We start from the raw sequence: 14,871 nt of genomic DNA, 5'->3' as shown, positions 1-14,871 counted from the left end.
TCTATTAAACCTTAAAAATACTTACATTATTGTTTAAAAAAAAATTTTGTAACAAAAGGCAAACTAGGTCGTCGTAATATCAAATAGCAAAACCAAGCTGTTTTTAATCTAATGAAACCAAAAATGACTCAAAAAGAGTTTTTGAATATTGTAACACCTTTTAAGGATAAAGTATTTCGTTTGGCAAAACGGTTGCTAGTATCTACCGAAGAGGCTGAAGATGCGACTCAAGAAGTTTTGATTAAGCTTTGGAATAATAAAACAAAAATTCAAGAGTATAAAAATGTAGAGGCGTTTTCAATGACCATGACCAAGAATTATTGCTTTGATAAGCTAAAGTCAAAACAAGCACAAAATTTAAAAATTGTTCATAGTAATTATGAAGACAAACAAACGGGGTTACAAAAACAAGTTGAACTAAATGATAGTGTAAGTTGGGTAGAACGAATTATAGAGGATTTACCAGAACAGCAGCGTATGATTATTCAGCTTAGAGATATCGAAGAATATGATTTTGACGAGATAGCCAAAATGTTGGATATGAATAATACAGCAGTCCGTGTATCGCTATCTAGAGCACGAAAAACCATTAGAGAGCAATTAACTAATACACATAATTATGGTATTAAATAATATAGAAAAGTTACTTGAAAAGTACGAAAACGGTGAAACCAGCTTAAAGGAGGAGCAAGTGTTGAAAAACTATTTTTCTAGCGGCAATGTAGCTCCGCACCTAGAGATGTACACCCCCATGTTTACGTATTTTTTAAAAAACCAGCAAGAACAGTTTACAAAAGACGTTCCATTAAAAACTAAGATGAAATTAAATTTCAGGTGGATTTCTGTCGCGGCAGTAGTACTTATAATGTTAGGTTTTTATTTTGGTGCCTCGTTACGTAGTGATGAATTAGGTACCTACGATGATCCAGAATTAGCGTTTAACGATTTTTCTAAATCTATGGAGATGATATCGAAAAAACTAAACAAGGGCACATCGGCAGTTGGATATTTAAATGAAGTTAATAAAGGCACTTCTACCTTAGGATATCTTAACGAAATTGAAAATACAACAAGTATAATTTTTAAGAAATAATAAGATTTTAAAACGATGAATAGCATAAATAATTTAAACACAAAGACAATGAAAAATAGAATGTTAGTATTGGTTCTGGCTATAATGCTCATGCCAATAATTGGAATGGCTCAAAGCGATATTTTCGAAAAATATAATGATGATCCCGATGTAACTTATGTATCCATCAAGCCAAAGATGTTTCAAATGATTGCAAAAATGGGAATTAGCGTAGACGATGCCGAAGCTCAAGCTTATATGGATATGGTAAAGAGTATAACGAGTTTTAAAACGATTGTTACAGATAATAAGGCCATATCTGAAGATATTTCCAAATGGGTGTCTTCACGTTCTAGCTCTTTAGAAGAATTAATGGAGGTAAGAGATGATGGCACCGATGTTAAGTTTTATGTGAAGGAAGGTAAAGACGCCGATCATGTTAAAGAGCTTTTAATATTTGTTAATGGTATTGATAAAGCCATGAATGGGGAAGGTGTAGAGATTAATGGCGAAACCAGAAAAATAGAAACGGTAGTGGTATCGCTTACTGGTGATATTGACCTGAATGAAATATCAAAACTAACTGACAAAATGAATATTCCCGGAGGTAAACATCTAGAGAAAAATAAATAACAATCAATCATGCAACGAACAATCAAATATTTCTTTTACACCTTAATTACCGCAGTTACATTGGTTAGCTGCGGTAATAGTGAGAGTTTACAGCGGTATTACGTAGATCACCAAGAAGCTAAAGGGTTTGTGTCTCAAGATTTTCCGCTTTCAATGATAGAAATTGATAAAACGCAATTTACAGCAGCTCAAAAAGAGGCTTACAACTCGGTAGATAAATTAAACTTTTTGGGGTTTAAAGTTAGTGGAGATAACCAAGATGCTTATCAAAGGGAGTTACAAAAAATAAAAACCATTTTGAGTGATGGCAAGTATAACGATCTTATGGAGTTTAATGATAAAGGGAATAAAATATCTGTAAAATACTTGGGAACAAATGATGAAGCCGATGAGGTTGTTTTGTTTGGAAGTTCAGATGAAATGGGTTTTGGGATTGTTAGAGTTTTGGGGAATAATATGAGTCCAGATAAAATGGTGACTTTAATCGAGGCGTTAAAAGGAGCCGATATAGATGAAGCTCAAGTAGAAAAGGTTATAAATTTCTTTAAGTGAGATATTTATGTTTAATGTGTTAATAGCTAAAAAAGCTTCCTCTGTTAAGGAAGCTTTTCTTATTTGTGAAGCTCTTTATTTGATGTAGGTTTTTGATAAACAATATTTATTAATACTGTAAAAAATATGATGGTCAATACCGTAAGCACGATAAAATTTTGAAGCATTTCTAGTATTCCAAAAACAAAGATACCTCCAACCATTATTCCTGTTAATATTAAAGTCTGCTTATCGGTTAACATCTCTAAAAAATTAAATTCCTGTATAGTTACTAGGACTTATACGTTTTAATTCCTCTTTTATTGTATCAGATACCTCTAAAGTATCGATAAAACTAGAAATGGAATTTTGATTTATTACAGAATTTGTTCTAGTCAACCCTTTTAGTGCTTCGTATGGATTAGGGTAGCCTTCGCGCCTTAAAATAGTTTGAATAGCTTCAGCTACAACTGCCCAATTGTTTTCTAAATCTTCAGCGAATTTTGTTTCGTTTAAGAGTAATTTATTAAGTCCCTTTAGAGTAGATTTAAATCCTATAATGGTATGACCAAAAGGAACGCCCACATTTCTTAAAACGGTACTATCTGTTAAATCACGTTGTAATCGAGATAGTGGTAATTTAGCAGCAAGGTGCTCAAAAACAGCATTTGCAATGCCTAAGTTTCCTTCAGAATTTTCAAAGTCAATAGGATTTACTTTATGAGGCATCGCAGAACTTCCTACTTCTCCAGCTTTTATTTTTTGCTTAAAATAGTCCATAGAAACATAGGTCCAGATATCTCGATCTAAATCTATAAGAATGGTATTAATGCGCTTTAAGGTATCAAATAATGCGGCCATATGGTCATAGTGCTCAATTTGAGTGGTCGGAAAAGAATGGTGTAGACCTAATTTACCTTGCACAAATTTATTTCCAAAAGCTTTCCAGTCTATTTCTGGATAAGCCACATGGTGGGCATTAAAATTTCCTGTAGCTCCACCAAACTTAGCGGCACTTGGTATGTCATTAAGTAAGTTGAACTGCTCCTCTAAGCGGGTAACAAAAACTGCAATTTCTTTACCTAATCTGGTAGGTGATGCTGGTTGACCGTGCGTTCTAGCTAACATCGATATATCGGCCCAATCAACAGAAAGTTCTTTTAGTTTGTTTAAAACTATGGTGTATTCAGGAACGTAAACGGTATTTATAGCATCCTTAATACTTAACGGAATAGCTGTATTATTTATATCTTGAGACGTTAATCCAAAGTGAATAAACTCTTTGTAGTCGGCCAAGCCTAAGGCATCAAACTTTTCTTTTATAAAATATTCAACGGCCTTTACATCATGATTTGTAACCCCTTCTATTTTTTTAATAGCCATGGCATCCTTTTCAGAAAAATCATTGTAAATAGCTCTTAAATCATTAAACACTGCTGGATTAACAGATGTAAGCTGAGGTAGTGGAATTTCGCATAAAGCAATGAAGTATTCTATTTCAACCAAAACACGATATTTTATCAAAGCTTCTTCTGAGAAAAAAGGTGCTAATTCGTGGGCTTTACTTCTATAGCGACCATCAATAGGAGAGATGGCATTTAATGCAGATAATGACATAATTTGTTGAATTTTTTGAAGTGGCAAAGATAAAGTTTTTAGACCGAAGACCGAAGTTAATGTGCTTAGTTTTACTTGCCTTTTTTCATCTTTTTTAAAATATGACGCGCTCGTGCTTTAAAAGCGGCACTCTGGTTTTGAAAATCACGTTTTAATATGAGTTCTAGTTCTGGGTGTACCCAATTGTATTCTTTTCCTAACATAAATAAGGTGGACATACCGTAAGCTTTTGCTGCTACTTTTTCATCATTAATCATGTAATCAAAACATGTTTCAATGATACGTTCTTTATGCCATGCTGTGAGTACTTTTTTTACAATTGTATTATTCTTATTAGTGTACTGTTTGGCAAGAAGTTCACAAATTTTGGCAACTGGTCGTACAGCAGAATCTAAATGAACTTTATGAATGTTTGTAGTAAAAACATCTAAATGGGGTAGTATAGTTTTTATGTTTTGAGAACATGCAAACTCGAGAACCCAAGCAGCTCTTGGAGATATGCTATCGTCAACTCTAAACAGTATTTCAAGAAGCTTCGGGGTTAAATTTGGATTACTTAAAACTAAATTGGCATAGTGTAAACGCTTTTCACGAGAGTGGTTTACATAATTTAATTTATTATAGAGTTGTTCGGTAGTCAAAAGCTTTTCTTATTTTTATTTTTTAAAATTAGCTAAAATGAAGTTATTAAAAAAAGTGTTTTTAGGGCTTGTCATAATATGTGTTGTCGCACAGTTTTTTAGACCTGAAAAGAACGTTGGAAATGTAGATTCTTTGAATGCTTTTTTAGAAGAAACACAGCCTCCCAAGGATGTTAAGCTAATTTTAGAGGGATCTTGTTATGATTGTCATAGTGATGTAACCCAATACCCCTGGTATAACCATATAACTCCAATTAATTATTGGCTGGCGGGTCATATAAAAGAAGGAAAAAAGCACTTTAATCTGTCAAATTGGGAGGGAAACTCAGTAAGACGTAAAGATCATAAATTCGAGGAGCTTATTGAAATGGTAGAAGACAAAAGTATGCCGCTAAAATCTTATACACTAACACATTCTGATGCCAAATTATCCGAAACCCAAATAAAGTGGGTTATTCATTGGGCTAACTTGGTTAGGTTAAAATATAGTTTCACGCCTCGACCAGATTAGTTTTATACCTTTTTTAATATGCAAAAGCAAGTACTCATTATTGGTTTTGTCTGGCCAGAGCCTAAAAGCTCGGCAGCAGGGTACAGAATGCTGCAACTTATTGGGGCGCTTAGGCATGCTAATTATCAGGTTACCTTTGCTAGCCCGAGTGCTAAAAATGATAATGCTTTTGACTTAAATTCAATTGGAGTAGAACAAGTTTCCATTGAACTGAATAATTCAAGTTTTGATGGGTTTCTTCAAGATTTGAATCCGCAAGTAGTTCTATTTGACCGTTTCATGATGGAAGAGCAGTTTGGTTGGCGCGTAGCTGAATATTGCCCAAATGCCCTTAGGGTTTTAGATACGGAAGATTTGCACTTTTTAAGAAAAGGCCGACATATGGCGTTTAAAGATGGAAAACCATTTAATGGAGCATATTTATATAACGATATAGCCAAAAGAGAAATAGCAAGTATCTATAGATGCGACTTAAGCTTAATTATTTCTGAAGCTGAAGTGGAGATCCTAATGAATAATTTCAAGGTTGAAGAATCGCTCTTATTGTATTTACCATTTATGCTCGATAAAATTAAGGACGAGACCTTTGTTAAGCTTGCAAATTTTGAAAATCGAACTCATTTTATTACCATAGGGAACTTTTTGCATGAGCCTAACTACAATGCTGTTTTGTATTTGAAAGAAACCATTTGGCCGTTAGTAAAAAAGCAATTACCCGAAGCAGAGCTGCATGTTTACGGAGCATATGCCTCTAAAAAAGTCAATCAGTTGCACAACGAAAAACAGGGTTTTTTAATAAAGGGATTTGCCGAAGATGTACATGAAGTTATGCAAAATGCAAAAGTGTGCTTAGCACCAATTCGATTTGGCGCTGGATTAAAAGGTAAGCTGTTTGATGCCATGATAAATGGGACTCCCTGCGTAACAACGAGCATTGGAGGTGAGGGGGTGTACGGCGATTTAAAAGTGAACGGTTTTATGGAAGATAACCCGATAGATTTCGCTAGCAAGTCCGTTATGTTGTATAAAGCGAAAAACAGCTGGAAAGAAAAGCAAAAAAATGGTTTTGACAACATTAATAAACGTTTTAATCGTTCCTATTTTCAGAATAAGTTACTACAGAGAATAAAAGAAATACAATCTCAACTAAAAGAACATAGACAAGACAATTTTACTGGGCAGATGTTGCAACATCATACGTTACAAAGCACCAAGTACATGTCAAAATGGATTGAAGCCAAGAATAAAAAGTAGGAAAGCATGAAGCGTAAAATGCTTATGTTTTTATAGCTTTTACTACTTTCTTTATTCCTGCTGTTGCTGTGTCCGAAATAACGGTAAGGTTGTGCTGACTTGCAATATTTGGTTTAGGGTCTATAAAATAAGTGGGTGTATCCTGTGGCACATAATGCATTAATCCGGCAGCAGGATAAACCTGCATTGAGGTACCTATAATGATTAATATATCTGCAGTTTCACATATTTGCATGGCCTTTTCTATCATGGGGACATCTTCTCCAAACCAAACAATATGTGGCCTCAATTGATACCCTTCTTCACAAAGGTCGCCTAGTACTAAATCGGTTTCCCAGTTTTTTATATTCGAAGGGTTTCCGGTGCTTCTTACTTTTAGCAATTCACCATGTAAATGAATCACTTTAGTACTACCAGCGCGTTCGTGTAAATCATCAACGTTTTGAGTGATTACGCTTACTTTATAATTGGCTTCTAAAGCTGCTAAATCATAATGTGCTTGGTTAGGCTTAACTTCAAAAAGTTGGCGCCGCCGTTGGTTATAAAAATCTAAAACCAACGCTGGGTTGGCAGCAAAACCTTCTGGTGTAGCCACTTCCATAACATCATGACCTTCCCACAACCCATTGGCATCTCTAAAGGTTTTTATGCCACTTTCGGCACTCATACCTGCTCCGGTAAGTACAACAATATGTTTCATGATTTAAAGATAATTTTTCCTTTTTTAAAACAGGATACTTTCAGATAAAACTTCTTAGTTTTGAAATATGACAGATTTAAAATTACTTGAGCATTTAGAATCTTACCTAACAGAATCTAGAAAACGTCGTTTTGATGAGGTGTTATCTCAACGAACAAAGCATTTTACGGTTGCTACAGAAGATGTTTACCAATTACATAATACCAGTGCGGTCATTAGAAGTTGCGATGTTTTTGGAATTCAAGAAGTCAATATTGTTGAAGAGCGCAATACTAAAAGAATTGATAGAGAAATAGCAATGGGTGCTCAAAAATGGGTGGATTTAAACAGGTACCACTCCGTTAAAGATTGCATCGCTAGTTTAAAACAAAGAGGCTATCAAATTGTGGCTACTACCCCGCATGGCAACGATTGTGAATTGGATGCCTTCGATATTACACAAAAATCATGCTTTTTCTTTGGACGTGAAACAGAGGGACTATCAGATGAGGTTATAGCTAGTGCAGATGCTTTTTTAAAAATCCCTATGTATGGATTTACAGAGAGTTTAAATATTTCGGTTTCGGCAGCTATTATTCTTCAGCACGTAACTACTAAATTAAAACAATCGGGCATAGATTGGAGGTTGACAGACCACGAAAAAAATGAAAAACGCTTAGATTGGTGTAAAAAAACGCTTAAAAGCTATGATGACATTGTTGAACGATTTTATCAAAAATAAAGGGGCTATATTTTTCTACTTCGTCCTCTGCTTAACAATTTATATTCTTCATAGCATTCACTAATAGCGTCCAAAATTTGTAAATCGTTTGCTGTTTGTATAAAACCCGCAGAATAATCGCATTGATTTACAATTTCGTCTAAATCAATGCGGTCTACCTGTAATAAAACCATAAGCATTTCTCTGTCAAATCTGGAAGCTAAAAGGTTTCTAATTTCATCATCCTCTTTCATCTTTTTGAGTTTTTTCATCTCATTTGGTTTTTTACCAAACATGCGATGTAAAAAGTCGGCAGGATTAAAAATGGAGCCAATAACATTGGTTAAACCTGATTTTTTACTGGCTTCATAACCAGTACCCTCTAAACCAGAGATGCTATAGCGGTAGTTATCGTTTATAATAGGGACTTGCTTGATATCGACTTCTAAATAACCCGTAAGCTTCAATTGGTTCACAACCACCTCTTCAAGAGCCAAAGCCAGTTCTGTAAGTTCTATTTCTGCACTTCCAAATTTTAACCAGTCGTTAGTCACTCTTACCTTAATGGACTTAAAGCCCAAGTAAGAAAGGTGAAGGGTGTCATTGGGTTTGGCCGAAATTTCAAACTCTCCTTTTTTATTAGTGGTGGTTCCAATAACTTGATTAAGATTAACAATATTTACGCTTTCAAGGGGCGTATCATCTGCAGCATTTATAATCACTCCAAAAACCTTATCTGGTTCTTGTGCTATTCCGATAGCAGAAACAAAAAACAAAGTAATAATAAGTAGGTAATGTTTCATAGAATGATTAAACGTCAATTTTGATATAAAAGTACTAAAGAAAACCGTAGTATAGGTTTTTCAACTTTTAATTTTGTCTAAAAATTAACAAATTCTGTAAGATTATCGTCTAGAACGTCTTGGTCTTGAACTTCCAATATCTCCCGAATTTGGGCGTCTAGGCTTCGATTTTCCTTCAGAACGTCTACGATCACTTCTATTTCCAGAAGTCTCTTTTCTATCCTCACGTCTTCTTCCCGTTCGTTTACCTCCTTTTTTATTATCGCGTCTGCCAGCGCGGCCTCTGTTTTCAGAAACTTCTACGTTTACAAAACGTCCATCATGTTTAAAATCGGTAAAATGTGCTAGTACTTTTTCTTTAAGTTCATTTTCAGTATTAAAAAATGAAAAACTGTCTTTAGTTTCTACCTTAAAAATATCGTCCCTTCCAAGATTTAATTGTTCTTTCAAGAAATCTTTTAATTTCATCCAGTCAAAACCATCTTTTCCACCGACGTTAATAAAGTAGCGAGTCGAGTTTTTACTGCCTCGGTAATCGCGCCCAGAATCTACATCACTGCTACTGTCGGAAACGTTTAAGTTCTTGGCTTTCTGATAGTAGTTGTAAAAACGAGTAAACTCAACAGAAAAGAATTTCTTAATTAATTCATCCTTGCTGGTATCCTCAAAAAGTGCATTTATACTACTAAGGTGTCTGTCAATTTCATGATTAATCTCTGTATTATGAATTTTATTAGCCAAAGACATAAGTTGGACTTCGCATATTTCCATACCATCTGGAATGTCCTTTTTCTCAAACTGTCGTTTAATAATACGCTCAATACTTTTAATTTTACGCACTTCACTTTTTGAGACAATAACCATAGAAACTCCCGTTTTTCCGGCTCTTCCTGTACGTCCAGAACGGTGGGTATAGGTTTCAATTTCATCTGGAAGCTGATAGTTGATAACGTGCGTAACATCATCCACATCGATACCTCGGGCAGCTACATCGGTTGCTACGAGCATCTGGATTTGCTTTTTTCGAAATGCATTCATTACCAAATCACGCTGATTCTGACTCAAGTCACCATGTAATGCTCCGGCATTATAGCCATCCTCAATAAGGTGTTCAGCCACTTTTTGAGTATCACGTTTGGTTCTACAAAAAACTACTGAGAAAATATCGGGGTTGGCGTCTGCAAGTCGTTTTAAAGCTTGGTAACGATCTCTGGCATTTACCAAATAATACTCATGAGAAACGTTAGTGGTACTTTCATTTTTGCGCCCTACTGTAATTTCCTTTGGGTTGTACATAAAGTTTTTAGCAATAGCAGCCACTTCTTTTGGCATAGTGGCCGAAAACAACCAAGTGCTTTTATCTTCTGGAGTATGCGACAAAATGTCGGTAATATCTTCTTTAAACCCCATATTGAGCATCTCATCAGCCTCATCTAAAACAGAATATTGAATTTTAGAAATATCAACCAATCTTCGGCTAATCATATCTTTCATTCTTCCAGGGGTAGCTACAATAATCTGTGCCCCTCTTTTAATTTCTCTGGCTTGGTCTGTTATACTCGATCCGCCGTAAACAGCAACTACATTAAGGCCTTTGCAATACTTTCCATATAACTTCATTTCATGAGTAATTTGCAAACAAAGCTCTCTGGTAGGCGATAAGATTAAACCTTGCGTAGTTCTACTATCTACATCAATTTTTTCTAGCATAGGAAAACCAAACGCTGCTGTTTTACCTGTTCCTGTCTGGGCTAAGGCAACTAAATCACCTTCCGATTCTAATAATAAGGGGATGGCCTTTTCTTGTACCTCACTTGGTTTGGTAAATCCTAAATCTGTAATAGCTTGTAATAGATCTTCGTTAAGACCTAAATCTTGGAATGTGCTCATTCTTGTTTAAATGTATGCGATTTTATTATGTAGTGTTACATAAAGAAGCGCATCGACATACTTAACCTTAAACTTCTTGTAACACATCCTCACCCTGAGGAATCTGAACTCTTCTTTTTGAGTTTCAAGCGGCAAATATAATGTTTTTTTATTTGGGCGTTTTAACACGCTTTCCGCTATATCTTTTTCTCGATCCTCAAAAAAGGATGCCGCTGCAATCGTTAACGCACTGTACTACTAATTTGGGGAAATAATAACCATAATTTAAAGCTTCTATAACTAATCTAATTCAAAAAGTATTCTGTCAATTTTGATGAGGTAAATTATTTAATCACCTATTTAGGTTGTGCCTTATCATTGATATTAATCTTTTGTTCAATGCTTGGGCGCTTTTTTATTTTGGGTCTTCTAACCCCAAAAGTACCCCGATTTATTTTACCCCGTTTTGTTTTTTTATCGCCTTTTCCCATCTTGTAAATTTTAAGTAAAACATACGAAAAATAAGACTTAAAGTCAAGATGAATTTTTATAAATTGTAAAGTTTTAGTTTCATTAGATGTTGGTTTGTTGGAGCTAAAGGTTTATGAATTCATAGAAGAATACCTTTTTTATATATGTAAATTACATGTTTAAACACCGTCATCCATATCCGCCATTTATAATGAATGATACCACTAAGTTAATAGTTGGGACATTACCTCCACCAAGATTTTCAACGGGAGCACTTTTAGAAAAGGATGTTGATTTTTGCTACGGGAGTTATTACAACTCGTTATGGTTATTCATTGATAAAATCCATGGGCTTGATTTACGTTATGATAATTCTGAAGAAGCTATTAATCAGCGCAAGCAGTTTTTAATAAAGCATAAGATAGGTGTTTGCGATATAGTTGAAAGTGCTGAACGTCTTAAGGTAGATGCTTCGGATTTAGGAATGAAAAACATTGAATTGCGGGATGTTATTGGGTATATAAAGCAGTATCCAACTATAGATACGATATTGTTTACTGGTGGTAATAGCAAAAACGGCCCCGAATATTTCTTCAGGCAGCATCTAAAGGATTACCAGTTGAAACTAGAATTGGTAGATAATGAGGTGCCTAGTATTCATCAGTTCGTCATGCCCAACGAAACGCCAGAATCTGCCAAAACAATCCGAATCATCAAAACAGTTTCCTTAACTTCTGGTTCTGGAGCGGCCAATATATCTATAAGTCGATTACCTCTTTATAAACAACTCAAAGCTAAAAATCCCAATTTTAATACTTTCGATTTTAGGGTGCTACAGTATCGTGAGTATTTTTAAGAGTCTTGGCATTTGGTAGTTCTGGAATGAAACAGTTTTGCTTTAAAAGGGAAGTGCTTTCTAAGGAGCAGGTGTGACCTGTAAAAGGTTTTCTTGTTTTCATAATTTAAAAGATGTTTATACAATGATAAAATTAAACGTACATTTGCGCCTTAGTAAAAAAAAGAGGTTGAAAATATTGAGTTTTAATCTCAATGGCCAATAGGCTGTTTTAAACACAAAATATGTCATTTCAATCTTTAGGCTTATCTGATGCCTTGCTAAAAGCTATTAGTAAAAAAGGATACACACAACCATCGCCAATTCAAGAAAAAGCAATACCTCCAGTTTTAGAGGGGTATGATGTACTAGCATCTGCACAAACAGGAACCGGAAAAACTGCTGGTTTTACATTGCCATTGTTGCATATTCTTTCTGAAAATCCGAAGCAAAAATATAGACCAATACGGGCCTTAATTTTAACACCTACGCGTGAGCTTGCAGCGCAAGTTTATTCTAATGTTAAAGCGTATAGCGAGTTTTTAAACTTAAGAAGTGCTGTGATTTTTGGTGGTGTAAACCAAAAACCTCAGGCTGCAACCATTCGAAAAGGAGTGGATATTTTAGTAGCTACACCAGGTCGTTTATTAGATTTACAAAATCAAGGTCTCTTATCATTAAAGCGCATTGAAATTTTTGTGTTAGATGAGGCAGATCGGATGCTTGATATGGGTTTTTTAAGAGATATTGAAAAGGTTATTAGTTTAATGCCTGAAAAACGTCAAAATTTGATGTTCTCCGCTACTTTTTCAAAGGATATAAAGAAGTTAGCTTATGGTATTTTAAATCAACCAATACAAGTTGAAGCTACACCCGAGAATACGACTGTTGATGCCATCAAGCAAAAGATATATCGGGTTGCAAAAGCAAAAAAAACAGGCTTAATTATTAAATTAATCTCCGAGGGTAATTGGCATCAAGTCTTAGTATTTACTAGGACAAAACATGGAGCCAACAGACTGTCTGAAAAAATGAATAAAGCAGGTATTACATCTGCCGCTATTCATGGAAATAAAAGTCAAGGGGCAAGAACCAAAGCTTTAGCAGGCTTTAAGAGCGGAAAAGTTAGGGTTTTGGTAGCTACAGATATTGCCGCAAGAGGGCTAGACATTCCATTATTGCCACATGTTATTAATTTTGAATTACCCAATGTCTCTGAAGATTATGTTCATAGAATTGGAAGAACAGGTAGAGCAGGGGCAAAGGGAGAAGCATTATCTTTGGTAAGTGCTGATGAGACCACTTTTTTAAGGGGTATTGAAAAGCTGATAGACATAAAGCTCCCTGTAGAGATTATAGAAGGTTTTGAGCCCGACCCTAATGCGTCTACAGCACCTATTAAGCAAGGTCAGAGAGGGCAACGTCGTCATTCAAGGCAAGGTGGTAATTCTAGGAATTCGAGTAGAAGTCAAAATCGAGGAAATAAGTCTAGAAAGCCTAGGAGAAGTAATGATAGGCACAATTAATCTGGTATGCAACAAATTCTTAAAGATAAGATTATAACCGTTTGTGATAAGAAAATAGCAGAGAAGGGTGAAAACGTTGGCGTTTCCTTTTATGCGTTTTTTAAAAATAAAAATGATAATCCTGAATTGCTTATGGAAGCTGCTACTTGGTGGATTAAAACGCATAGGCTTGACCATTTTGAAAAGGCAGTGAAAATTAAGAATCTTGTAAATGGAATCTCAACCAAATAATCCCTTGCATGGTGTAAAGCTGGAACAAATTATAAATGATTTAGTGGGTCATTATGGTTGGGAATATATGGGATATACTATAAAGATTAGATGTTTTACAGATAACCCATCAATAAAATCTAGTTTGAAATTTCTGCGAAGAACCCCCTGGGCAAGAGCTAAGGTTGAAAAAATGTATTTGAATTACCTAAAGAATAAAAATCAATAATCAAATACTTTTATTAGAATGTCTTTAAAATTTATGCCTTGACCTTCTGCTTGTAATCCAATGTATCCTTTATTAAGAAGTTTTCCATCTATTTTTATGGAAGGGTCGAAATCGCGAATTAAAATATTTCCGCCAATTTGAGGTTTGCTGTACTCTAGAACCTTAGTACCATTAACAAAATGTTGCACTAAAGAGTCTTTATAAACAATAAGTTCACCCTCTATCCATTCATCCCATTTATAAGTAGGTGATGAGGACCTCACACAATGAGCGTCACTAATTTTATTGTTGATAACTACATCGGTTCCTGGAGAGCACATGTTTCCCGTAGGTCTTGGTTCATTTTCTTTGGCTTCAGCAAGTATCTGATATTCCACTGAAATAGGCCAGTTTTGATCTTTTAAAATAGTTTTTGGGTCTTGAGTATGGAACATAATGCCGCTATTCCTATAAGTGAAATGCGGTGCATCTTCCATCCATTGGTCAGTAAACTGATATTTAAATTTTAAATGGTATGATGAAAATGACGTCTTGTAGAATAAATGTCCGTAGCGCTCGTCGAAAGTAGAATATTCATCATAGTTTACTTGAATAGCTCCATTGGAAACTTGGAATGTATTAAGATAGTTTACTCCAGTTTCTTCTTTATAAAACTTAGGAACCCAACCCTCTAGGTTGATTCCGTTAAAAAGACTTATCCATTCATTTTTTTCAGTCTTAGTATTCTTTACGGTGTTATTTTTACAGTTGAAAAGAGTCAAACCTATAAGTAAGAAACTAATTATTTTAGTCAGGTTCATGTTGTTAAGGTTTTATAGAATTAATCATTTTTAATCCTTCATAAACTACGATACTAACAGCATTCGCAAGATTCAAACTTCTAATATGTTCACTATACATAGGAATTTTGAAAAGCTGGTCTTTGTGTTTTTCAATCAAAGATTTAGGCAACCCTACAGATTCTTTACCAAATACTAAAAAGATGTCATCTTCAAATGGGATATCCCAGTGATTTGTTGAGCCGTGGCTGGATAAAAACACCATATTTTTGTCTTCATTTGTTTTGAAAAAGTCCTCTACATTGTCGTAAAAGCTAATTGGTACGTGCTGCCAATAATCTAAACCAGCACGCTTAAGTCTCGTATCATTAATTTCAAACCCGAAAGGTTTTACTAGATGTAAATGTGAGCCTGAAGCAAGGGCAAGTCGACCTATATTCCCTGTGTTATTTGGGATTTCCGGCTCAATCAAAACAATGTTTAAAGGCAT

19 protein-coding genes are annotated in these 14,871 nt (G+C 34.9%); 11 read left to right on the top strand and 8 right to left on the bottom strand.

Annotation, left to right across the window (positions count from 1 at the left end; translation table 11 throughout):
- Window positions 1-123: 123 nt before the first annotated feature.
- From E5D58_RS10690 to E5D58_RS10675, 4 genes are read left to right on the top strand one after another with little or no spacing between them, the layout of a single operon-like run.
- Window positions 124-633, top strand: coding sequence for an RNA polymerase sigma factor (locus E5D58_RS10690; RefSeq protein ID WP_136482023.1), 510 nt, complete (start codon window positions 124-126; stop codon window positions 631-633).
- Complete coding sequence (locus E5D58_RS10685; RefSeq protein WP_136481858.1) at window positions 620-1,093, top strand: hypothetical protein; 474 nt, start codon at window positions 620-622, stop codon at window positions 1,091-1,093. The genes E5D58_RS10690 and E5D58_RS10685 overlap by 14 nt, the downstream gene beginning before the upstream one ends.
- 48 nt (window positions 1,094-1,141) lie before the next feature.
- Window positions 1,142-1,705, top strand: coding sequence for a DUF4252 domain-containing protein (locus E5D58_RS10680; RefSeq protein ID WP_136481857.1), 564 nt, complete (start codon window positions 1,142-1,144; stop codon window positions 1,703-1,705).
- Window positions 1,706-1,714: 9 nt separating this feature from the next.
- The gene (locus E5D58_RS10675; protein ID WP_136481856.1) at window positions 1,715-2,257 is read left to right on the top strand and encodes a DUF4252 domain-containing protein; all 543 of its coding nucleotides are present in this window, start codon (window positions 1,715-1,717) and stop codon (window positions 2,255-2,257) included.
- A gap of 252 nt (window positions 2,258-2,509) precedes the next feature.
- Here E5D58_RS10675 and purB read toward each other — a convergent pair whose 3' ends face one another.
- Both purB and E5D58_RS10665 read right to left on the bottom strand, forming a co-directional pair.
- A complete protein-coding gene (gene purB, locus E5D58_RS10670) occupies window positions 2,510-3,853 on the bottom strand; it encodes an adenylosuccinate lyase (RefSeq protein WP_136481855.1) in 1,344 nt (447 codons plus the stop codon).
- Window positions 3,854-3,924: 71 nt separating this feature from the next.
- Entirely contained in the window at window positions 3,925-4,494 is a 570-nt protein-coding gene (locus tag E5D58_RS10665) for an adenylosuccinate lyase (protein ID WP_136481854.1), read from the bottom strand.
- A 37-nt stretch (window positions 4,495-4,531) separates the two neighbouring features.
- On the opposite strand from E5D58_RS10665, the gene E5D58_RS10660 reads away from it, so the two are divergent.
- Window positions 4,532-5,005 carry a heme-binding domain-containing protein gene (locus tag E5D58_RS10660; RefSeq protein WP_136481853.1) on the top strand — a complete coding sequence of 158 codons (474 nt, stop codon included), beginning with the start codon at window positions 4,532-4,534 and terminating at the stop codon, window positions 5,003-5,005.
- An 18-nt stretch (window positions 5,006-5,023) separates the two neighbouring features.
- The gene (locus E5D58_RS10655; protein ID WP_136481852.1) at window positions 5,024-6,259 is read left to right on the top strand and encodes a glycosyltransferase; all 1,236 of its coding nucleotides are present in this window, start codon (window positions 5,024-5,026) and stop codon (window positions 6,257-6,259) included.
- A 22-nt stretch (window positions 6,260-6,281) separates the two neighbouring features.
- Here E5D58_RS10655 and E5D58_RS10650 read toward each other — a convergent pair whose 3' ends face one another.
- Window positions 6,282-6,959: an SIR2 family NAD-dependent protein deacylase gene (locus tag E5D58_RS10650; RefSeq protein WP_136481851.1), complete on the bottom strand. Its 678-nt coding sequence runs from the start codon at window positions 6,957-6,959 to the stop codon at window positions 6,282-6,284.
- A 67-nt stretch (window positions 6,960-7,026) separates the two neighbouring features.
- Here E5D58_RS10650 and E5D58_RS10645 point away from each other — a divergent pair, with 67 nt between their 5' ends.
- A complete protein-coding gene (locus tag E5D58_RS10645; RefSeq protein ID WP_136481850.1) occupies window positions 7,027-7,680 on the top strand; it encodes a TrmH family RNA methyltransferase in 654 nt (217 codons plus the stop codon).
- Between the two features lie 5 nt (window positions 7,681-7,685).
- Here E5D58_RS10645 and E5D58_RS10640 read toward each other — a convergent pair whose 3' ends face one another.
- The 3 genes from E5D58_RS10640 to E5D58_RS10630 all read right to left on the bottom strand — a co-directional run bounded on the left by E5D58_RS10640 (window position 7,686) and on the right by E5D58_RS10630 (window position 10,822).
- Window positions 7,686-8,462, bottom strand: a complete 777-nt coding sequence (locus E5D58_RS10640) for a carboxypeptidase-like regulatory domain-containing protein (RefSeq protein WP_136481849.1) — start codon at window positions 8,460-8,462, stop codon at window positions 7,686-7,688.
- Window positions 8,463-8,564: 102 nt separating this feature from the next.
- Window positions 8,565-10,352 carry a DEAD/DEAH box helicase gene (locus tag E5D58_RS10635; RefSeq protein ID WP_136481848.1) on the bottom strand — a complete coding sequence of 596 codons (1,788 nt, stop codon included), beginning with the start codon at window positions 10,350-10,352 and terminating at the stop codon, window positions 8,565-8,567.
- Between the two features lie 335 nt (window positions 10,353-10,687).
- Window positions 10,688-10,822 carry a 30S ribosomal protein THX gene (locus tag E5D58_RS10630; RefSeq protein WP_136481847.1) on the bottom strand — a complete coding sequence of 45 codons (135 nt, stop codon included), beginning with the start codon at window positions 10,820-10,822 and terminating at the stop codon, window positions 10,688-10,690.
- 155 nt (window positions 10,823-10,977) lie between these two features.
- Between E5D58_RS10630 and E5D58_RS10625 the strand changes: the two genes are divergently transcribed.
- From E5D58_RS10625 to E5D58_RS10610, 4 genes are all read left to right on the top strand, one after another.
- Window positions 10,978-11,658: a uracil-DNA glycosylase family protein gene (locus E5D58_RS10625; RefSeq protein WP_136481846.1), complete on the top strand. Its 681-nt coding sequence runs from the start codon at window positions 10,978-10,980 to the stop codon at window positions 11,656-11,658.
- A 224-nt stretch (window positions 11,659-11,882) separates the two neighbouring features.
- Window positions 11,883-13,163 (top strand): DEAD/DEAH box helicase, encoded by a 1,281-nt coding sequence (locus tag E5D58_RS10620; protein ID WP_136481845.1) that lies wholly within the window; start codon window positions 11,883-11,885, stop codon window positions 13,161-13,163.
- 6 nt (window positions 13,164-13,169) lie between these two features.
- Window positions 13,170-13,394, top strand: coding sequence for a DUF6500 family protein (locus E5D58_RS10615; protein ID WP_136481844.1), 225 nt, complete (start codon window positions 13,170-13,172; stop codon window positions 13,392-13,394).
- Window positions 13,375-13,602, top strand: a complete 228-nt coding sequence (locus E5D58_RS10610; protein ID WP_136481843.1) for a VF530 family protein — start codon at window positions 13,375-13,377, stop codon at window positions 13,600-13,602. Before E5D58_RS10615 ends, E5D58_RS10610 begins: the two co-directional genes overlap by 20 nt.
- Here the strand turns inward: E5D58_RS10610 and E5D58_RS10605 are convergent.
- Together E5D58_RS10605 and E5D58_RS10600 are read right to left on the bottom strand one after the other, a co-directional pair.
- Complete coding sequence (locus E5D58_RS10605; protein WP_136481842.1) at window positions 13,596-14,402, bottom strand: 3-keto-disaccharide hydrolase; 807 nt, start codon at window positions 14,400-14,402, stop codon at window positions 13,596-13,598. The genes E5D58_RS10610 and E5D58_RS10605 overlap by 7 nt on opposite strands.
- A 4-nt stretch (window positions 14,403-14,406) precedes the next feature.
- A complete protein-coding gene (locus tag E5D58_RS10600) occupies window positions 14,407-14,871 on the bottom strand; it encodes a tRNA (cytidine(34)-2'-O)-methyltransferase (RefSeq protein ID WP_136481841.1) in 465 nt (154 codons plus the stop codon).

The sequence above is a fragment of the Cognatitamlana onchidii genome (assembly GCF_004804355.1).
GTDB lineage: Bacteria > Bacteroidota > Bacteroidia > Flavobacteriales > Flavobacteriaceae > Cognatitamlana > Cognatitamlana onchidii.
This window is presented reverse-complemented; position numbering and strand designations above follow the sequence as displayed.